Origin of the sequence: Clostridioides sp. ES-W-0016-02, assembly GCF_020641035.1 — a bacterium.
Classification (GTDB): Bacteria; Bacillota; Clostridia; order Peptostreptococcales; family Peptostreptococcaceae; genus Clostridioides.
In genome coordinates, this window is the sequence record NZ_CP061361.1 from 2,526,247 (window position 1) to 2,548,154 (window position 21,908).

Annotated in this window: 18 protein-coding genes and 1 other annotated feature; of the genes, 5 read left to right on the plus strand and 13 right to left on the minus strand. The window is 28.8% G+C overall.

Going from position 1 to position 21,908, the window contains the following annotated elements; genetic code table 11:
* Positions 1 to 62 precede the first annotated feature (62 nt).
* From IC758_RS12180 to IC758_RS12215, 8 genes are all read right to left on the minus strand, one after another.
* On the minus strand, positions 63 to 521 hold the full coding sequence (locus tag IC758_RS12180; RefSeq protein WP_227835416.1) for a hypothetical protein: 459 nt from the start codon (positions 519 to 521) through the stop codon (positions 63 to 65).
* Positions 522 to 697: 176 nt separating this feature from the next.
* Positions 698 to 2,095, minus strand: coding sequence for an asparagine--tRNA ligase (asnS, locus tag IC758_RS12185; protein WP_227860492.1), 1,398 nt, complete (start codon positions 2,093 to 2,095; stop codon positions 698 to 700).
* 75 nt (positions 2,096 to 2,170) lie between these two features.
* Positions 2,171 to 2,405 (minus strand) — a binding site (T-box leader).
* Positions 2,406 to 2,694: 289 nt separating this feature from the next.
* Positions 2,695 to 2,889, minus strand: a complete 195-nt coding sequence (locus tag IC758_RS12190; RefSeq protein WP_227437266.1) for a CDIF630_02480 family spore surface protein — start codon at positions 2,887 to 2,889, stop codon at positions 2,695 to 2,697.
* A gap of 110 nt (positions 2,890 to 2,999) precedes the next feature.
* A complete protein-coding gene (gene cspC / locus IC758_RS12195; RefSeq protein ID WP_227860493.1) occupies positions 3,000 to 4,673 on the minus strand; it encodes a bile acid germinant receptor pseudoprotease CspC in 1,674 nt (557 codons plus the stop codon).
* A 9-nt stretch (positions 4,674 to 4,682) separates the two neighbouring features.
* Positions 4,683 to 8,081 carry a bifunctional germination protease/germinant receptor pseudoprotease CspBA gene (gene cspBA / locus IC758_RS12200; RefSeq protein WP_227437270.1) on the minus strand — a complete coding sequence of 1,133 codons (3,399 nt, stop codon included), beginning with the start codon at positions 8,079 to 8,081 and terminating at the stop codon, positions 4,683 to 4,685.
* Positions 8,082 to 8,229: 148 nt separating this feature from the next.
* Positions 8,230 to 9,426, minus strand: a complete 1,197-nt coding sequence (locus IC758_RS12205) for a vWA domain-containing protein (RefSeq protein WP_227824052.1) — start codon at positions 9,424 to 9,426, stop codon at positions 8,230 to 8,232.
* A gap of 20 nt (positions 9,427 to 9,446) precedes the next feature.
* Positions 9,447 to 10,268, minus strand: coding sequence for an AAA family ATPase (locus IC758_RS12210; protein WP_227437274.1), 822 nt, complete (start codon positions 10,266 to 10,268; stop codon positions 9,447 to 9,449).
* A gap of 318 nt (positions 10,269 to 10,586) precedes the next feature.
* Positions 10,587 to 11,702, minus strand: coding sequence for a 4-hydroxybutyrate dehydrogenase (locus IC758_RS12215; RefSeq protein ID WP_227860494.1), 1,116 nt, complete (start codon positions 11,700 to 11,702; stop codon positions 10,587 to 10,589).
* A 385-nt stretch (positions 11,703 to 12,087) separates the two neighbouring features.
* On the opposite strand from IC758_RS12215, the gene IC758_RS12220 reads away from it, so the two are divergent.
* From IC758_RS12220 to IC758_RS12235, 4 genes are all read left to right on the plus strand, one after another.
* Positions 12,088 to 12,777 (plus strand): helix-turn-helix transcriptional regulator, encoded by a 690-nt coding sequence (locus tag IC758_RS12220; protein ID WP_227835733.1) that lies wholly within the window; start codon positions 12,088 to 12,090, stop codon positions 12,775 to 12,777.
* Positions 12,778 to 12,813: 36 nt separating this feature from the next.
* On the plus strand, positions 12,814 to 13,512 hold the full coding sequence (locus IC758_RS12225) for a transglutaminase-like domain-containing protein (RefSeq protein ID WP_227860495.1): 699 nt from the start codon (positions 12,814 to 12,816) through the stop codon (positions 13,510 to 13,512).
* 203 nt (positions 13,513 to 13,715) lie between these two features.
* Positions 13,716 to 14,810, plus strand: coding sequence for an AI-2E family transporter (locus IC758_RS12230; RefSeq protein WP_227437282.1), 1,095 nt, complete (start codon positions 13,716 to 13,718; stop codon positions 14,808 to 14,810).
* A gap of 150 nt (positions 14,811 to 14,960) precedes the next feature.
* Positions 14,961 to 15,317: a hypothetical protein gene (locus IC758_RS12235; protein ID WP_227437284.1), complete on the plus strand. Its 357-nt coding sequence runs from the start codon at positions 14,961 to 14,963 to the stop codon at positions 15,315 to 15,317.
* A gap of 101 nt (positions 15,318 to 15,418) precedes the next feature.
* Here IC758_RS12235 and eam read toward each other — a convergent pair whose 3' ends face one another.
* The 3 genes from eam to IC758_RS12250 form a co-directional block, all read right to left on the minus strand.
* A complete protein-coding gene (eam, locus tag IC758_RS12240) occupies positions 15,419 to 16,687 on the minus strand; it encodes a glutamate 2,3-aminomutase (protein ID WP_227437286.1) in 1,269 nt (422 codons plus the stop codon).
* Positions 16,688 to 17,058: 371 nt separating this feature from the next.
* Entirely contained in the window at positions 17,059 to 17,199 is a 141-nt protein-coding gene (locus IC758_RS12245; protein WP_227482756.1) for a hypothetical protein, read from the minus strand.
* A gap of 211 nt (positions 17,200 to 17,410) precedes the next feature.
* On the minus strand, positions 17,411 to 18,952 hold the full coding sequence (locus IC758_RS12250) for a hypothetical protein (RefSeq protein WP_227482757.1): 1,542 nt from the start codon (positions 18,950 to 18,952) through the stop codon (positions 17,411 to 17,413).
* Positions 18,953 to 19,226: 274 nt separating this feature from the next.
* Between IC758_RS12250 and IC758_RS12255 the strand changes: the two genes are divergently transcribed.
* A complete protein-coding gene (locus IC758_RS12255; RefSeq protein WP_227855528.1) occupies positions 19,227 to 20,276 on the plus strand; it encodes a PTS transporter subunit IIC in 1,050 nt (349 codons plus the stop codon).
* Between the two features lie 50 nt (positions 20,277 to 20,326).
* Here IC758_RS12255 and IC758_RS12260 read toward each other — a convergent pair whose 3' ends face one another.
* Together IC758_RS12260 and IC758_RS12265 are read right to left on the minus strand one after the other, a co-directional pair.
* Positions 20,327 to 21,361: a DUF6398 domain-containing protein gene (locus tag IC758_RS12260; RefSeq protein WP_227437290.1), complete on the minus strand. Its 1,035-nt coding sequence runs from the start codon at positions 21,359 to 21,361 to the stop codon at positions 20,327 to 20,329.
* A 17-nt stretch (positions 21,362 to 21,378) separates the two neighbouring features.
* Positions 21,379 to 21,726, minus strand: coding sequence for a cupin domain-containing protein (locus IC758_RS12265; RefSeq protein ID WP_227437292.1), 348 nt, complete (start codon positions 21,724 to 21,726; stop codon positions 21,379 to 21,381).
* Positions 21,727 to 21,908: the final 182 nt, after the last annotated feature.

Below are 21,908 nucleotides of genomic sequence, written 5' to 3' on the forward strand. Positions count from 1 at the left end.
TATAATTTATATTTAAACTTCCAAAAAATTACTCTACTAGTTATAGTATAGCACAATAAACGTTATCCAAGCACACCCACTATTGTCACTCCAAAAGCTTTTAGTGCCTCTTGAAGCACTTCATTTCCACCATAAGGATATCCAATAGGGTTAAAATAAAGTTTAGCAGTTTGTTCACCAATCATTTCGCAACCTTCTATTGTATAATCGCCAAGTCCAATTTCAGAAAACACAGTCTCAAAATCCCATGAAACAGACTTTATGTATTCCTGTCGATTCTCTTCATCCAGTAGTTTATAGTTCTCCCAAAACATTTTATTTTCTGCTTCTGTTGGCCACCAAAAATAATCTAATTCTTCTTTATTATAAAATTCGTCTACTTTTTCTAAAATATAATATTCTAAATCCTCAATTTGTATACAATCATTTTTTATATCTGCTATATATGAAAATAAATTTTTTATTCGATTAAATATTTTTACATCATTCACATTAAATTTAATAAAACAAAAACTACACATTATTTATCCTCCTAGTATAAGTAACTTATAATTACATTGTATAATAAAATATGAATAAACAAACTACATATATTTGTAAACACAATAAAAATAACTTGTATGTATCTAAATCAGATAGCACACAAGCTATTTTATTATATCGAAAAATTATATAATCATATTATAGGTTATAATTATTAGAATTCAGCATTTTTAGAAGTTCTTGGGAAAGGTATAACATCTCTTATGTTAGACATACCTGTCATATACATAATTATTCTTTCAAATCCAAGACCAAATCCAGAGTGAGTAGCAGTACCAAATTTTCTAAGTTCTAAATACCACCAGTAATCTTCTTCATTTAATCCCATTTCATGAATTCTATCTAATAGTACGTCTTCTCTTTCTTCTCTTTGAGAACCTCCAACTATCTCTCCAACACCAGGAACTAATAAATCCATTGCTCTAACAGTTTTCCCATCTTCATTCATTCTCATATAGAAAGCTTTTATATCTTTTGGATAATCTGTAACAAATACTGGAGAATTGTATATTTGTTCTGTTATATATCTTTCATGTTCAGTTTGAAGATCGCATCCCCATTCTACTGGATACTCAAACTCATGTCCTGATTCAAGTAATAGCTCTACTGCTTTAGTATATGTTATTCTAACAAATTCAGAGTTTACTATTTTATTTAGTCTTTCTAGCAATCCTTTATCTATAAAACTATTAAAGAATTCCATTTCTTCAGGAGCGTTTTCTAAAACATAGTTTATAACATATTTTATCATATCTTCTGCAAGTTCCATATTATCTTCAAGGTCTGCAAAAACTATTTCTGGCTCTATCATCCAAAATTCTGAAGCATGTCTTCCTGTATAAGAGTTTTCAGCTCTAAATGTAGGTCCAAAAGTATAGACATTTCTAAAAGAAAGTGCCATTATTTCGGCATTTAATTGCCCACTAACTGTCAAATTAGCTTCTTTCCCAAAGAAATCTTGTGTATAGTCTATTTTCCCATCTTCTGTTTTTGGTATATCATTTAAATCCATAGTTGTTATTCTAAACATTTCTCCTGCACCTTCACAGTCACTACCTGTTATGATTGGAGAATGTGCATATACAAAGTTTCTTTCTTGAAAGAATTTGTGTATTGCATATGCAGCTATTGATCTTACTCTAAATACAGCTGAAAAAGTATTACTTCTTGGTCTTAAATGTGCGATTGTTCTTAAATACTCAAGTGTATGTCTCTTCTTTTGTAGTGGGTATGAGCTATCTGATTCACCTTCTACAACTATATTTTTTGCATGTATTTCTACTGGTTGTTTAGCTCCTTCTGTAGATACCAACTCACCTTCTACAAGTATAGATGAACTTATTGCCAATTTACCTATCTCTTTAAAATTTTCAACTTTTTCATCAAATACTATTTGCATATTTTTAAAGAAACTTCCATCATTTAATTCTATAAATCCAAAGTTTTTAGATACTCTAGATGTTCTTATCCATCCAGCTACTTTTACAGTTTTTCCTATGTACTGTTCTTTATCTCTGTACAATTCTTTTACTGTTATAAATTCCTTTTGCATTTTAAAGCCTCCTAGTTTAATTTTTAGTAATTTTTTCTAAATATAATTCCATAAAAAAAGCCCTTCATCCCTGTATAAAGGGACGAAAGACTATTACTTTCGCGGTACCACCCTAGTTGTCATAAATGACCTCTTAGTTAAGCAATGCTTAAAGCCTATAACGGTGCCTTCCGTCTAAGTCTACTTACTAAATAAGCTTTCGATTAGAAACTCCAAGATGTTCTTCAATATAAAACTTGTATTGAGCTTTCACCATCCTCAACTCGCTAAAACTGCATTTTATATCTACTCTTCTCTTCACAGTATTTATCTTCTATTATTTCCGCTAATTAACAAAATTATACCAATTTATAAATTTTTAGTCAATAAATTTATGCAATTGATATTTACTAGTCTTATATAATCTATAAATATTTATATGCAAAAATTTATATTTTCCTTTCAAATATTTGTAAATTACATTTTCCCTTCTGACACCTATAAAAAAAGTAAAGCAGTATACTGTTTATTAGCTTAAGTTTAACTTTAAGCTTTTTAAACTAATACTACTTTACTTAAATACAATAAATTATTTATTTTTGTTATCAAGTATAGAAGTTTTACAATTTACTTCCATTGTCAACCCAATCTTTTGCTTCTTCAACACTATTAAGTGAAGGTATTGAAACTTTACTATGAGGTTTTAATTTTTCAACATCTGCCCAAGCTGCTGTTGATTCATTTCCAACTAGAAGCGGACTTCTAAGTCTTTTGTTATCGTTACCTTTTAATGCTCTTGCTTTTTTACTTTCCAAAACTATCACCTCTATATATTTATTTTGTAATAGTTTTAGCAATTTTTCAAATTAAATTCATAAGTAAAATTTATAACAGATAAAATACCATTATTTACATATTTTTTTATTTATAAAGTATTTGCCATCTGTTGAATTGTATTTTTTAAATTTAAAATACCATATCCCTGTGAAACATTTGGATACGTATATATATCGAGCTTCGTAGCTCCCAATATTAAATATGTTTTTAAAACTTGTGTAAACAACGATAACCTTGGGATATTATCTTGTTTTTCCAAATATTCCATTAATAAGGCTAAGACTCCACAAACTATTGAACTACTAACTCCTGTACCTGTTGCTGTATTGTAGGTTCCATTTTTATATGTAGATATTATATCTACTCCTGGCGCTACTATATCTGGCTTAATTCCCCTTCCTCTAATTGGCCCTTTTGATGAACCAATCCACATACTATCAGTCTTATTATTAAATGTACCAACTGTGATTACATCATCACCAGCAGCATACATAGTTATTGTAGCCACTGAGTCTGGGTCTAAAAATCTTGTATCTGGTGCTATCAAGTTTTTATTTGGTAAATATATATCATACTCTCCCCCTATTATAAGTTCTGGAGTTAGCCTCAAAGTCCACACACCAGGTTTTATATCTCTAAGTCTTATCTCTAGGCTTTCATTCCCAGAAGTAATATATGGATAGATGAATCTCATTGAATAAGTAGTATTTTCCAGATTAAACTTTCCTCTATATACATAAAAGTCTGGAGAATATCTTATATCATGACTAACCTCACCTGAAGGAGATATTATTTGTGCCCCTATCTTATCTGGACCATTTGTATTGAGTGTTATATCAAGTGCGTAATCGTCACCATCTTGTATTATTACATCTTGGACTTCATATAAGCTACTAAATCTTCCAGCATAATGAATATCTGTATTACCTTGATTACCTGCACCACTTACTACAACAACACCAGCACTACTTAATATATTAAATGTATCTAATATGGAAGTAGTTGCTACAGCACCTGACTTAACTCCAATAGTAAGATTTATTATTATAGGCTTATTTTCTGTTTTTGCTATATTAGTAACATATGTTATAGCTGCTAAAAAATCTGAAACACTATAATTTATCTTTCCAGCATAATAAGTATCTGTATATGATTTTAATTTAACCACTATCAAATCTGACTCTGTAGTTATACCTCTATATTGTGAATTTACTCTTCCATTTCCCACTAATATACCAGAAGCCAAAGTTCCAGTACCTATATTATCTTGACTTAAACTTCCATCATTTCTACTTATAGCTAAACTTAATTCACTTCTTGTAAATTCACTCCCAAAAATAAATCCTTCTGGTGGTGGATTTGTATTTTCTTCCTGATCCCATAATCGTAAAACCTTACTCGTTCCATCCGCATTTATAAAGTCAGGGTGTAAATAATCTATACCAGAATCTATAACTGCTAATAAAATCCCTCTTCCTGTTATATCATTATATGGATTCTCATAAATATACTCTGCTTCAGTAGCTGTTGTAATAGTTTCTCCATTATTCATATTATTAGTTATTTCAATTAAACTGCTCATTGGAGCAGATTCTTCCCACCAAGCAACCTGTAATATATTGTTTAAAATAGTTTCATCAAAATCCATAGGTACATATATTACTGCAAGCTGGCTATTTAAAACCATATATTTATTTATTCCGTTTTCTTGAAGTGCAGTTTCTATATCACCTTGGTAAATTATACAATAAGATTTTTCCATAAATCCCTCCTATCTTAACACATCAAACATACCTCTAACATCCAAAGTTCCATATCCAGTACTCATATTTGGATACTCTGTAGTTTGGTTTTTTCTAGCTCCAGCCTGCATAAAAGTTTTTATTTTTTGAACATATGCTTGATTTGGATATCTTCTATCAACAAAAGTATATTGAAAATACATCGCAGCGGCTCCTGCAGCATGTGCACTAGCTGCTGCTGTCCCAGTTATAGTCGCATATGTATTTCCAGGATATGCAGCTATTATATTAACTCCTGGTGCTACTAAGTCTGGCTTTAATCTATCCTCAATAGTCGGCCCTCTTGATGAACTTTGCCACAAACTATTATTAATAGTATTATAAGCTCCTACAGTTATTAAATCATCTTGAACAGCTGGATAATTTATTGTATAAAAAGGGTCAACCTCTCTAAATCTAGTTCCACTTTTTAAAAGAGCCCTATTTGGAAGATACAAGTTATATATTCCATTTACAATATAAACTCCTACTAATCTAATCTTCCACACTCCTCTTTTAGCATTTTTCAGAGTAACATTGGTAAACTGCTGCCCTGAAAAAGTAGTTGGATATACATATGTTATAGAATACTCCGTTCCTTCTAAATCAAATAAACCTGTTATCCTATTATAACTTGATATTCCAACACTTTTACTTTCTTCACCAGTGGGAGACACTATTATTACATCTGCCTTATCTGGTTTATTCAGCCAAAGTTCAACTGATAATTCTTCTTCTTCTTCATTTAATTCCAACTCGACTTCAACGGAACTTCCTACATTTGGTATTATTCCAGATGTGTGTGTCTGAGTATTTCCCTCATTTCCAGCTCCTGCTGTTATACACAGCCCTCTAGTAAAAAATGCTTTTTCACTATTACTTCTATTGGTCAATCCAACTAAACTATTGCTACCCAAAGATATATTTATTACTAATGGTTTCCCAAGTTCTAAAGATTTTTTATATGCATACTGAGATGCAGCAAATAACATTGCACTATTATAAAATCCTTCTATCTTAGCAATTTTTATTATTATTAATTCAGCATCTTCAGCTATTCCTGCATATTCCTTATTTACATTACCAAGACCTGCACATATGCCACTTATCATAGTCCCTTGCCCAACTTCATCTTGAGATAGACTAGCATCATTTTCTGCAATTGCTCTATTAATATCTTCTCGTGTATATTCTGTCCCAATATAAAAACCTTCAGGTGGAGTTCCATTCTTTGTTTGGTCCCATAAAAAAGCTATTTTTGAGGTTCCATCTGCATATATAAAGTCTTTATGTAAATAGTCTATTCCTGTGTCAGCAATCGCTATAAGAGTACCTCTTCCTGTTATTGTTATATTGGGATTATTTTTAAAAAAATTTACACCTATTTCTTCGGTTGCAACTACACCACCAAAAGTACCTTGATTAATCTCTCCAAGCAGTGTCATCTTTATAGTTGATTCTGTCCTTATAACTGATGGAAGTTCCAAAACTCGTTGTATGCTATTATAGTCTGTAGTGTTTATAGATAATACACCAAATGAGTCACTTAGCTTAAGAAATTCTTGACTCATACCCAATGAGGCTAACTCATCTTCAAATTCAGGAGTATGAATTACATTTATTCCTGCCAATGTTCCTGATTGTCTATCCATATTTTCACTTATAAAATCCTCCAACTTTAAATCATCGTTTCTCTGAGAATTATAATTTTCTATAACTCTATAATTATTTTCTTCATCTTTAAACGACTTATTAGTGCTTCTATATCCAATGTCTTCTGTTTCTAAGTCTTGATTTATACTAGATAAAGTATACAAATCTATGTCTGATAAACTTAAAAAACCAAATCCCGATGAATTATTTGGATATGACTGATTACTTGTTCTTCTTGCTCCCCTAAGAAGCAATGCTCTTAACTTTTGCGAATATAAAAACAAATCATTTCCATTTACAATTCCCCATTCCATAAACAACGAACAAACTCCTGTAACATGAGGAGTGGCCATGCTCGTTCCAGTTAATGCTCCACTGGTACCTCCTGGTAAAAAAGATATTATATCTTCGCCTGGAGCTAATAAATCTGGTTTAAATACACCCAATTGTGTATCTCCCTCGCCAGAAAATATAGATACTATATCTGTTCTTGAATTGAAACTTCCTACAGTTATAACTCTACTTGCTGTTCCGGGAACTGTAACAGTAAGTTCTTGAGTAGGAATCAAAAATCTCGTGTTTCTATTTAATCCCTCAGAAGTTGGTAGATATATGTTTACATTACCAGTTACAATATCTATAGGTTCAAATACGATTCTCCATAGACCAGGATTTATCTGTGTATTTGAACTTAATTGCAATGTAACTCTTCTAGTAAGAGAATATGGTGCTATAGGATAAAAATAACCAGTAATTCTTGTATCTCCTAAAGTATTTCTTATTTCACCTGAAGTTAGAGAAATTGATTGTGTCTGGCTATTCGATGGACTTACTAAATGTACACTAAAGTCATCAATAAAATCTGGCCATATGTTTATATTTAATATACGCTCTCCTTCTCCAATTACAAACTCAACTTCTTCTGTAGTATTATTTTGAAGCCTAATCCTTTTATGTCCTCCCTTATCTGCATTATTACCAGCCGCTACCACTATATTATTTTTCCAAAATAAACACATATCATCTATATACTGCTCAAATAAAGAAGTCCCTCTATGTGAGCCTTCATTACTTCCATAACTTATATTTAATGTAACAGGCATTCTTAATTCTAATGCCCTATCTAAAATAAATTTAATCGCCCTCATAAACTCTGTACTTCTTGAAAAAACATCTGTCTGTATATTTCCAACCCTTACTACTATTATCCTAGCATCGCTTGCAATGGTTGAACAAATACCTGCAACATGTGTACCATGTAGACTAGTCGTTGAGATAGGTATATATGTATTACCAGCTATTGCATTATTTATATCTTCATTATTATATAAGGTTCCTTCTTTAAAACCTGCTGGAGGATTTCCTTGTATAGACTGGTCCCAATAGTATAATATTTTGGACTTTCCTTCGCTATCTCTAAATACAGGCAAAGTATAATCTATACCTGAATCAATTATACCAATTATAGTTCCTTTTCCAGTTAATCCTGTTCTATTTTTAAAACCTGTTATCCCTGTGCTTGAAAAACTTTGTATGTCTTGAGTTTGTAATATAAAAGGTTTTTCTATAAACTCTATTTCTGGATAAGTCAGTAATCTATTTATATCTTCTTCATCACTTGATGTTATTATCGCATAGGAAGCATTAAGTATTTCTACTGAAACACCTAATTCTTGCTCTAATCTTAATATATCTCCATTGTATTTTACGATTAATTCATAATTTATTATAATCACCTCAATTTCTAAAATTATTATTAATGTATATGTTTTTTGTAAGTCTAAAATGTATTAGACTACATAATTTTTAAATTTCAATTATACAATTTATAATATAAAAAATGATGGTACATTTTTTATATAATTTGTACCATCATTTTTTATATTATTTCGCGACCATTAAATTTTTCAATGATTTTTCCAATCCTTTTACAGTTAATGGATACATATTAAACTCACTTTGTATTAACCTTTGAGTCTGATACCAATAACTGATTGAATCCCACCCATCTCTCAGTTCCGGATTTAGCCACACAATTTTACTATACTTTCTTTTGAATCTTTTAAGCCACTCTATTCCAGGTGTATCGTTATATGGACCTCGATAATTACCACCAATATGAAGTAACTCAGAAGGTGCCATAGACGCATCACCCACGATTATAACTTTATAGTTTTTATCTATGTTTTGTAATATCCATTCAGTATCAATAGACTTACTTAACCAACATTCTGGTGTAGTAAATAATCTATCATAAAAACAGTTATGAAAATAGTATACTTTTACATCTTTAAAGTGATTTGATTTACTTACAGACTGAAATAATGTATTACATAAAGTACTATATCCTCTCATTGAACCCCCTGAATCTATAAGCAACAAAAGCTTCACTGTATTTTTTCTTGGTTTTTCGAAAAACAGTTTTAAATACCCTGCATTATTACAAGTCTCTTCAATGGTTTTATCTAAATCAAGTTCTGTTTTTGGAGCATCTATTCTAGTAGAAAATTGACGAAGCCTTTTTAATGCAACTTGAAATTGACGCATATTTAAAACTTCATCATCTCTAAAATCCCTATACTTTCTTTCTCCTGCAACTTCGAGAACAGCTCTTCCATAGGTGGAAGTTCCGCCTATGCGTATACCAGTTTGACCTTTGCCTGAATGACCTAATTCAGAAGTACCCCCTGTTCCTATCCAGTAATTCCCTCCATTATGTGGAGAATCTTGTTCTTTTATACGTTCCTCTAATTTAGCTCTCAATTCATCAAGGTTTATGTTGGGATTTTGCTCTAATCTTTCAAATCCTTCTAAATCTACATTTTGATTTTTAAGCCAGTTCATAATCTCTTCTGGAATTTCCTCTTTGTGTTCTATACCTTTAAAGTACTCCAAAAACACTGCATCAAATTTATCAAAATTACTTTCACTTTTTATTAAAATCATCCTACAAAGATAGTAAAAATTCGAAAAATTTGAATAACAAAGCCCTTTGTCTAGTGCTTCAATTAGAGTCATCCACTCATTTAAAGATATATCTAGGCCTCTTGCTCTCAATAAATAAAAAAATTTAATAAACATAATTATTCAGCTCCTATTGACTACAAACGTTTTTGCATAGATTCAATATCCTCGTTATTTTTAAGCAGTATCCCTGCAAAAGGAACTTCTTTTTCTATTTTTTCAATTGGAATTCCACTCAAAGTCAATGCTTGTATCCAGTCTATTAACTCTGATGTACTAGGTTTCTTTTGTATCTCTCTTAAACTTCTAATCCAATAAAAAGTAGTCATTACTTGTTCCAATAAATGTTCTTCAACTTTATCAAAATGTACTTTTACTATCTCCTCCATCATATCTCTATCAGGAAATTCTATATAATGAAATATACATCTTCTTAAAAAAGCATCTGGAAGCTCTTTTTCTGCATTCGAAGTTATAATCACTATAGGTCTTTGTTTTGCTGTTACAGTTTCTTTTGTTTCATTTATATAAAACTCCATTTTATCTAATTCCCAAAGTAAGTCGTTTGGAAACTCTAAGTCTGCCTTGTCTATTTCATCAATCAAAAGAATTACTTGTTGCTCTGAACTAAATGCTTCTCCTAATTTACCATATTTTATGTACTTACCAATATCATCTACTCCTTCACCTCCAAATTGGCTATCATAAAGTCTTTGAACAGTATCATATACATAAAGACCATCCTGTGCTTTTGTAGTTGATTTTATGTTCCAAATTACTAAATCTTTTTGCAGTTGATTTGAAATTGCTTGTGCAAGCATAGTTTTTCCTGTTCCAGGTTCTCCTTTAATTAAAAGTGGTTTTTCAAGTGCTATAGCAACATTAACTGATGCCATTAATTCTGGTGATACTACATAATCACTGCTTCCTTTAAAATTACCCATTTCTTTTTTTATCATAGGTTCTACTCCTTTTAAACAATAAATTTTCTAAATGTATATGACTATTATATTACTATTTTTGATATAAAGTGGTAATATAACACATTTGTATATCATTACTCTAAAATTCTATATCTAAATAAAATTACCTCTAAAATATTTAAATTTTATCTTTATTTGTCATAATTAAATGAAATATATATTTTTTAATAAGTACAAGATATATTATCTTATAAAAATATCAGTCATAAAAAGCGATGATTTAATTAAATCACCGCTTTTCATAAATTTGAGTTATAGCTAAATATAGAACAATTAACTTTTATATTTGGGGTATCAATATAAAGTTCTGTATATATTTACTATTTCTTCTTTATTAAGTTTAATATAACTTTGATTTAGCAACCTTTGTTGACTATCTAGTACACTGTCTGCAAAACTATTTATCTCATACTCTTTCATTCCATATTCTCTTAAACTTTTTCTTGTAATAATTTTATTAAGTAGTTCTTCCATTTTTTCATATACCTCTGATACTTTACAATTCATTATTTCACTCAAAAGCATATTTATTTTTGCTAATTTACCATCTGGTGATAATCTATTATATGCTTTAAATACTTCTATAAAAAATTGATAATTAGCTTCACCATGAGTAACATGATAAACTCCACTTAATGGGTATGAAAGTGCATGTACTGCTCCTGTACCAGCATTTCCAAAAGCAATACCAGCTAAATCACTTGCAATCAAAAAATCTTCTATAATATCAAATCTATAATCTTTTCCATTTAGTACAATTTGCTGAAATCCATTTAAAATCTTCTCTATAGCTTTGGTACTAAAAATTTCTGTATAAATACTCGCCTTTGGAGATACAAAAGATTCTATAGCATGTATTAAAGCGTCGATTGCACTTGTAGCAAAAAATGAATATGGAAGCTCTAATAATAACTCTGGAATTAAAACTGCATAATCTGGAAATAATTCATCTACAGCTAATCCAAACTTCGTATTCATCTCTGTTATTTCTGCAATTGAAATATTTGACACCTCTGAACCTGCTCCACAAGTTGTAGGAACAGCTATTAATTCTCTTATTTTTTCTAAAGGAACCTTTTTTTGAAATAAATCACTTGATTTCTTTCCATCTTTCAGTACTAACAACTTTGCCATATCAATAACTGCTCCCCCACCAATAGCAATAATTCTTGTACAATTAGTTTTTGAAAAATCATCCAATAATTTATCCATCATTATATCATTAGGTTCACCAGTTCCATACTTACTTTTATATTCTACATGTGCATCCAAACCAAGACTTTTAAAATATGTATCATATGCACTTTTACTTGTTAATATAAAATCTGATTTACAAATTTTGAATTCTTCTATAAATTCCTTTGAATTTTTAAATTTATGAACTTGTGTTTTTTGCTGAAATAACTTCATGACATCCTCTTTTCTTCAACTTATGACTTGATGTTTTATTTTATATAATCTGTAATATAATTATAAAATTTTTATTTTTTATATGCAAGTTTTACAATAAGTAATTTATATTTTAAAATATCTTAATGTAGGTCCAATATTATATAAAATAAAATTAATTCATTATAAAAATAATCTAATTTTAAAATAATTGAACAAAATTAAAATCTAAAGTATAATAAAATAAAAATTTCACTAATCTTACTGAAAAATACTGTACAATTAACCTGTATTTCCTCAATAAGAAAAATGTTTGGAGGTAATTTTATTAATTATATCAAATAATCATATTTCTTCGTTTACAAATTCTATTCAATCAAATAAGCATAAACATTGGATGTTGCAATTGTTTATAGGAATTGAAGACAGTTTAAATATAACTATAGATGGCAATGATATAGAAGGTAAATGTATTATTGTAGATAGTAATATAGAACATTGTTTTTCAACAGGAGAAAAAATATGTTTTACTATGTTAATTGAGCCAACATCATCACTTGCATTAAGCTTTAAGTCAAAATATATTGACAAAATTAAAGGTTATGGAATTATAGATATTCATAATAATAAACATACACAAAAAGAATATATTAATTTTTTCAAAAATCATGATGAAAAAAGTTATTTAAATTTTACAAATTCTATGTTCGAATATCTTAATGTTACTCAAGACAATTACACAGTAGTTGATAAAAGAATTCATAAAATAATGCAAAGACTTAATGAGTGTGACTGTCATGACCATTCTATAAAAAATATTTCTAATATGGTCTTTCTTTCGCCAAGTAGACTGTCCCATATATTCAAAAAACAAACAGGGATGCCATTAAAAAGTTATATTCTCCTACATAAAATTCAAAAAGCATATTTTTTACTTTTATCTGGTAAATACTCTATAACTGATGCTGCTATGATGTCAGGTTTTGACAGCGCTTCACATCTAGCATATACCAATAAATGTATGACTGGTATGAATATTTCTGGTATATTAAAAAACAGCAAGTTTTTGAAAGTTTCAAATTACTCTAAGATATAAAATATAATTACACTAAATAAAGGAGATTTATATTTTATGAGAAGACATTTATCAGAAAGTACATTATTAGACTTTAATTCAAAAAATGTTCAAGAGCTTATTAGCGAAAAGAAATGGAATCAATTAGATAATTTTAATAAAATCAAACAAATTTATAATTTTGTTAGAGATGACATCAAGTTTGGTTTTAATGAAAGTGACAATATATCTGCAAGTAAAATACTAAAAGATGGATATGGACAATGCAATACAAAGACTATACTTGCTATGGCACTTTTAAAAGGAGTTGGCATTCCATGTAGGATTCATGGTTTTACTCTAGATAAAAAAGTTCAATTAGAGCTCTTAGGAGTTCTTTACAAGATTACTCCTACAGAAATCATTCACACATGGATAGAAGTATACTATGAAAAACAATGGTATCAATTAGAAGGTCTTATTTTAGATAAAAATTATCTTACAAGTATTCAGCAAAAATACAATGACTGTCAAGGCTTATTTTTGGGATGGGGCATTGCCACTAAGGATTTGCAAAATCCTCAAATATCTTGGAATCTAAATAATACATTTATTCAAAAAGAGGGAATAATTGATGATTTGGGAACCTTTGATACTCCAGATGATTTTTTCAATCAATATAACCAAAAAATAGGATGGTGTAAAAATCTTTTATACAAATATATTGGAAGGCACTATATAAATAGAAATGTACAGAGAATTAGAAACAAATTATAACTGTTTCTATTTGCAATATGCAAATTTGAGAAGATAAAAACACTATTTAGAGAAAACTTGCAAAATATTGTACACTTGTCAAATTTAATATTAATCACACTATATTAATACTACTTTTTATTGTATAATAAGCTATAAATATTAACTTGATTTTAAATTTAAGTAAATATAAACTTAATAAATATAAGAAAGGTTGTGTTGTTTTGCAAGATAAAAAAATTCATTTAAATATTATACTTACTGTAGTTATTTCATATATTTTGATTAAAGTTATTGATAATTACAAATATTTTTTTGGAGTAATAAGTTTACTGATGTCACTACTAACTCCATTTATAATAGCCTTTGTATTAGCATATGTATTTAATCCATTAGTAAAGTTTTTAGAAAATAAACTTAATTTTAAAAGGATATATTCTTTGCTTCTTACTTATGGTGTATTAATAGTTATATTAATATCTTTTATACTATTTACAGTTCCATCCATAGTAAATAGTTTGGCTGATTTGGTAACTCAAGTTCCTATGTATATAGACAAGACAGAACAATTTTTATTTGATTTAGGAAAAAGCTTACAATCAGTAGACCCTAATACATTAAAAGAATATGGTGATAAAATTATGAGCGTAATGCCCAAGTTTAGTAACTTGCTTATTGGTTCACTTGGAGGAATCTTTAGTACTACCTTCTCTGTTGGAAAATTTATAGTACAACTTGTTTTAGGTTTTATAATTTGTTTCTATATATTATTAGAAAAAGAAAGATTCTTAGAATTTACAAAGAAAATTGTTTATATTTCTTTAGGTAAAAAATATGGAGACTTTATAATAGAATTGTGTCAAAGCTTAAATTTAAATATTGGTAAATACTTTACAGGCAAAATTTTAGATTCATTTGTAGTTGGAGTACTTTCTGGAATTGGTCTATACTTTTTAAAGTCTGAATATGCCCTATTGTTTGGTACATTAATGGGTATTATGAATATGGTTCCATATTTTGGCCCAGTAATAGGTATGGCACCAGTTGTAGTAATCAACTTATTCTACAATCCGACAACTGCATTAACTTGTTTAATTTACTTAATAATAATTCAACAAGTAGAAGTTGCATTTATAGAACCAAAAATTGTAGGTGGACAGCTAGGGCTTAGCCCATTCTTTACAATACTAGCAGTTACTGTTGGTGGAGGATTTTTTGGTATACCTGGTATGATTCTATCTGCTCCTGTTATGGGTGTAATAAAAATATACTTTTGTGAATTTGTTAATCGTAGACATGATAAAATACAAATGGAATAAAAATACAATTTAATTACGATTTTGTAATCAAAGGTTACAGCTGTGTAACTGTAATATTATCCTCTTTAATGGTAATATTTAATTATAGAAAACATATAATATTATTAAGAAATGAATCTTATATAATTAATTACGAAAGAGGGTTTTAGTATGAAAAAAGCACTTATATCTTTATTAGTTTTATCTTGTTTATTATTAACTGCACCAGTAAATGAATCTTCTTATGCTGATTCTCAAAAGAATGTTCCTGTAAGTCAAAGTACTAAATTGACTCAAGAGCAAGCCAAAGAACTTTTAGTAAAATACAACAATAAAGTTGATTACATATATCAAGGAAATGCTAGCGATTTTGAAGCATTAAAAGCTAAAAATCTTAATGGATATGTATTTTTACCAGATGCAGATGGTGACATTGGTTATTTTGTAAATGAAAATACTTCTGAGATATATTACTTCCATCCAAGTGGATACCTTGAATTGGTTAATCAACAACAAAATAATAAATAAAATAATTAACTAATATAAAAATGGATGCAAATTGATATAAATTTAGCATCCATTTTATTTTTATTTTAAAGTTGTTTCTTTTTATATATTTAAATATTTTATTAATCCTGTGCTTGCTCTTTTATAAGTTTCTTTATATCTACAGCTGGTTCATCTTCCATTTTTATAACTTTGCCTTCCCATGTTCTAAGCATAACATAATCTGTTCCTTTTGATACAAGGTATTGTGGAAGTAATGGAGTCTTACCGCCTCCTTTTGGAGCATTAACTATATATGTTGGTATTGCCATTCCTGATGTATATCCTCTTAGATATTCCATTATTTCAAGACCATCATCTACTGATGTATTAAAATGTTTTGTTCCTTTTACATGTTTGCTTTGGAATATATAGTATGGTTTTACTCTTATTTTAAGTAATTCTTGATTTAAACATCTCATTACAAATTTATCATTATTTATACCATTTAATAACACGGCTTGATTTCCTAATGGTATACCTGCATTTGCTAATTTTTCACAAGCCTCTTTAGATTCTTTAGTTATTTCCATCGGATGATTAAAATGTGTATTTATATATATAGGATGATATTTTTTTAGCATATTACAAAAATCATCTGTAACTCTTTGTGGCATGGTAACAAGAGTTCTAGTTCCTAATCTAACATAATCAACATGTGGTATTTCTTTAAGTTGGCTAAGAATCCATTCCAAATAATCATCTTTTAATGTAAGAGCATCTCCACCAGTTACTAATACATCTCTTATTTCTTCATTTTCTCTAATATAGTCTATAGATTCTTGTATAACAGCTTTCGACTTATGAGAATCTTGTTGACCAATATTTCTTCTTCTTTGGCAATGTCTACAATACATAGCACATTCATTTGTTACATTTATTATTAATCTATCTGGATATCTTCTAGTTATACATCCTGCTGGATTTGTATACTCTTCTCCCATTGGGTCTAAATCATCTTGTTCATCTTCCAATTCTATATGTGTCGGTATAGAAAGTAATTTTATAGGGTCACATATATCATCTGGGTCTATCAAGCTCAAATAATATGGAGATATTGCCCATCTAAATTGAGTACCAACTTCTTTTATATATTCTTTTTCTTTTTTAGTTAGATTGATAATCTTTGATAAAGTATCTACATCTGTGATTCTATTTGATAATTGCCATTTGTAATTATTCCAGTCTTCTTCTGTTCCATTTAATATGCTTAATATGTTTTGTTTTCGTTTATTTATCTCTTCTTCTTTTTCAAGACCTCTGTTAATTGTTTTCCTAGCCTGAATATAATCATCAATTTTTGATTTTAGTTCAGCAGCTCTCTCTAAGGATATTCTAGTTTGTTCATTCATAATTTTTAGCTACCAAAATTAATTAATTTCCATTATTGATAGCATCCTCCTTTCTGATGTGTTTATATCATTCTGATAGGCAAATTTAATTTTGCCATATAGATTTTATAACATATGAAATTGATTTTATTTTTGCATTTTTTCTGTTATTTTATACATTTGTGAATATTTTCCCACTATAGTCAATAAATTACAATTTATTATGCATTTTTTTTAACAAATGATTAATTATTTCTATTTTTAAGAATTATTTTACCATAAAACGATTATATTTTCAAGATGATTAAAGTTAAAATTTTAATAGAAAGTAAAGTATTTCATTAAATAATAAAAGCGGAGGTTTATTATAATAAATTTCTCCGCATTTTTATTTATTTAATTAAATTATACTCAGATAAAATCTTATTAGTAGCTTCATTTCTTTTTATAATCTCATCTTTTCTTTCTTCAATAATTATGATATTATACTTTTTTGCTATCTCTGCTATTTTCTTACATGATAAGTTAGACATAGAATGCGTTGTTGGATTATGATAATCTGGTATGATATATATGCCTTTTATGTTTTCATTTTTACAATAATTTTCACACTAAAAATTTAACACCAGTATGTTTCAATAAAATAGAAAGGATAGTATGATTACTCCCATACTATCCTCTTCTTATAATGATTTGATTTATTAATAAATCATAAATCTAACACTTCTAAATTTTTGTATAAATTTATCTTACATTTATAACATCACTATTTTTAGAATTTTGTCCATTGTAATTTGCCACTACATATATATCTAAATTTAAATCTCCTTCAGGGATACTTATAGTATGTTCATTCCCTTTTATATCACTTTGATACAAAGTAAACTCACCATCTCCATTAGTATTATTTTTTATATATATACTATAGGTACATTCTTTATGAGATACACTGCTCCAGTTAACTCTAATAACATTGTTATCTCTGTCAACATTAGCGGATATATTTTCAACCTTCATGTTTTGTATGTTATCATTATTATCTGAGTTGCCATTACCATTCATATTAGTAATGTTTATTATATTACTTGGCTTGGTTGTATCTGAGTCTTTCTTACCTAGAACATAAATATCATAATCTATACTCTGATTATCTTTTACATCAATTTCTATAGTAGCATATACTTTTTGTGATTTTCCTAAATCACTTTCATTTACAGTTATAGATTTGATTTTCTTAAATGATTCTTCTGACAACTTGTCTTTAAGATATATATCATAGTCAAAAACATCTTTCATATAATCCCATTCAAGTTTAATAATAACTTTGTTATTTACTATTTTATGTGAACCTACTAAATTCTGTATATAATCATTAGTTATAGTTTCTTTGACTACTGTTACAGTTATTATTTTAGACTTATCTCCACAAGTTATCCTTACTCTTTCTTTACCTTCTCTAAGACCTACTACACTTCCATCACCGCTTAGACTTATAGCTCTTTCCACAGGTAATTTTGAATCGGCCAACTCATAGTGTATTTTTGGTGGTTCTAAACCTGGTGGAGAAGTTATTATATCTGGTTTTAATTTCTCATTTTGGTCAACTTCTATTTTTACATCATTCATATTTATTTCGGCAACTCTAGCTTGAATTCTAAAGGTTCTCTCTACTTCTTTATTTCCACACTTAGCATATATTGTGGCTTTTCCAACTCCAACTGCACTTACTGTATTTCCTTTAATTTTTAGCACATCATCATTACTACTCTTATAGATAGGTTTATATGACTTTTTAAATTTGTCATAATCAACCTCTATTGTACTTTCTATAGTAGCACTATCACCAACATGTTTTAAATCCCCATTAATCTCCATATCTAGTGATTCTACTTCTGGGTCTACTACCTTTATAGTAGCCTTTTTCAACACTCTTGAATTCTTCATAATACCCACAGAAGAATACCCAACCTTTAATGCTGTCATCTTATTTCCATCTATTTTTAAAGTCCCTGAATTATCCAACACATTAAACCAAATATTTGGGTCTTTAGCATATGAAGGAACCTTGATATATTCGCCAGTAGACAAAGTAACTGTTTCATTTAGTTTTACTACATATTTATCTAAATCTTTAACATATTCCCCATCTACAATTTCGATTTCCACTCCCTTTACCATTGGTCTAAGTATTCCAAATTTAAAAAGGTAGTACTGCGCAACAAGCAATATAGGAATAGATATAATTATGGCAATTTTTCTGTATTTCTTATTTTCTACAAATCTCATCTATCCACTTCCTTTAGCCTAATATATAATCATTTGTTTTGTAAGCAATCTACCTAAGTTAAATATTGGGATAAACTGGAAAAGTATTATATTTCAGAATATCCCTATACTAATTATAAACCATAAATTTAAAATTTAAAACTAAAATTAGTGTTAATTTCTTACTATTACAATAGTCTTATTTTAGTGAAATAACATTTGTCTTGTCAGCTAAAAAGTTATATAATTAATTCAAAAGAAATTTATACTTGTATTATATAAGGAGGGCTTTAAATTGGAAATCAATTACAAAAAAAAAGATTTCAAATCATTTGCTAAAAGAAAAAACATTGAAATTTCTGTTCAAAGGTATCTTATTGATGCGTTAAGTTACATGGCACTCGGTCTTTTTTCTTCCCTTTTAATTGGAACAATTTTTAACACATTAGGAGACAACTTCAATATTTCTCTTTTTACTGAAGTTATAAGCCCTCTTGCTAAACAAGTTACAGGTCCAGCTATAGCAGTGGCTATTGCGTATGGACTTCAAGCGCCTCCACTTGTGCTATTTTCTTGTGCACTTGTTGGAGCTTGTGGTAACGAATTAGGGGGTCCTGTTGGGGCATTTGTCGCTACACTTTTTGCTGTAGAGATTGGAAAATTAGTTTCAAAAGAAACAAAAGTAGATATATTAGTTACACCTGCTGTAACAATACTAATTGGAGTACTTGTGGCAGAACTTATTGGACCAGCTGTTTCTGCATTTATGACTTCATTTGGAAACATAATAATGCAAGCTACAACTATGCAACCCATCATAATGGGAGCTCTAGTCTCTGCACTGGTTGGAATAGCTCTTACATTACCTATAAGTAGTGCAGCTATTTGTATGATGCTTAGTTTAGGAGGTCTTGCTGGTGGAGCAGCAACTGTTGGTTGTTGTTGCCAAATGATAGGTTTTGCTGTTATGAGTTTTAGAGAAAATGGAGTAGGAGGTCTTGTAGCTCAAGGACTTGGTACATCCATGCTCCAAGTTCCCAATATAATAAAAAACTGGAAAATTTGGATACCACCTACAATAGCTTCAATAATACTTGGCCCATTATCTACAACAATATTTAAAATGGAAAATATACCTATTGGCTCTGGTATGGGAACTTGTGGATTAGTTGGACAATTTGGAACAGTAACTGCCATGCAAAGTGCTGGAAAAGGTGGAATAACTATGTGGATTGGTATACTTTTACTTAACTTTGTACTTCCTGCTATTGTAACTCTAATAATATCAGAATTTATGAGAAAAAAAGGTATGATAAAACCAGGAGATTTAAAATTAGATGTATAAATAAAAAAACTACTCCTTACTTTTTTATAAGTAATAAGGAGTAGTTTTTTTTATGAAAATTCCAACATTTTTTTCAGTAACCAATCCATAGAACCTTTAACTTCATTCCAAAGTACTATATTTTCATCATAGTAATAGACAGCTTCTCCCTTTTCTTCCGCTGTAACAAACTCTCTACCAAAGGCATTTCGCCAATCTATTAAATATAATCCAATATATTTATTTTTATTTTTAGCACTTTTAATAGCATCACTTGCTAAAAACATATTTTTGTTTTTAAAATAATAAAGAGCTTTGCTATACATCCATGTAGCAGACTTTTCTTCTTTATACATTTCAAATAAATTATTTATTGCTATTCTATCATTTAACCTAATTAATACATTGAGTAATTTATACCTTATTCCTTGCTCATCATCAGGATTGATTTCTATTAAATACTCTAATACCTTTCTAGCTTCCTTTAAATTATCAATACTCTCTAACTTCCTAGCAAGAGACTCAAGTGCTACCATATAAGCTCTAGTAGATACACCTTTCCAAAATCCAAGTTGTCTATCTTCTTTAGTAATCATGCTTTTTCCAATGTTTACAGCTTCTTCCATATACCTAATTGACTCAATATGATTTTTAGCTTCTTGTGATAGTTTAATATATCTTTTATAAAGTATTTTTTTCTTTTCTAACTCTAAATCTATGGCTTTGGATTTAGAGTTACTCTCTCTTACCCAAAACTCAATATTAGAGATAGCAATAGTATCTTGATTTAAGAAATCAATATTACAAACGTCTTTTATCAATGATGATTTATTGTTTATAGTGTTTAAAGAAACACCTATTTTTTTTGAAAATTCCTTTTTGGTTATATGTAATGGATGCTTCTTATTATATAAGAGATTTTGCTCCAAAACTATGTTTAGTATAGCTGAAGACCATATATCAGCTCTAGAAGAATGAATTATCTCTTTATTATTATCTAAAATGTCTTGCAAGATTTTAAAACTTATATCTTTATATTCTTGATTTAGATTGGAGTTGCAAAATCTATTTATCTTGTCTTTAATTTCTTCTATCTTGCTTGTCATGACTCCTCCTCCATATTTTACACATATAAGACTACTGCTACAAATTCAAGTTCTTCTTCTCCTATATTCTCTATAGAATGTTCTTCACCATCAGCAGTGTATATTACATCACCCTCATTTACTTCTACAAATTCCCCATTATCAAAAACTTTACCTTTTCCCTTTAATATATAATATACCTCAAAATCAGTTGTATGGTCATGTACACCAATTGAACTTCCTACTGGTAAAGTTATTCTTTTAAATAATCTTCCTTTTCCTTTAAGCTCATCAATTTGTAATATATTTTCAAGCTTAACTTTTCCAACCCCACCAGTTAAATTTTCTTTTACTTCTACTTGTAATTCAGATTTCTTTCTTATCATAGCTCATCCCACCTGCCAAACAATCAATCTAACTACTAAATTGGCATATCCTTTCCATAATATGTTGTATTTTAATATAATAATAACATATATTCTTGTAAAAAAATATTACTGAATCTATAAAATAATACTATTTTTATAGATTATTAACACTTTGTTTTCTTATGCCATAAGTTGACGTC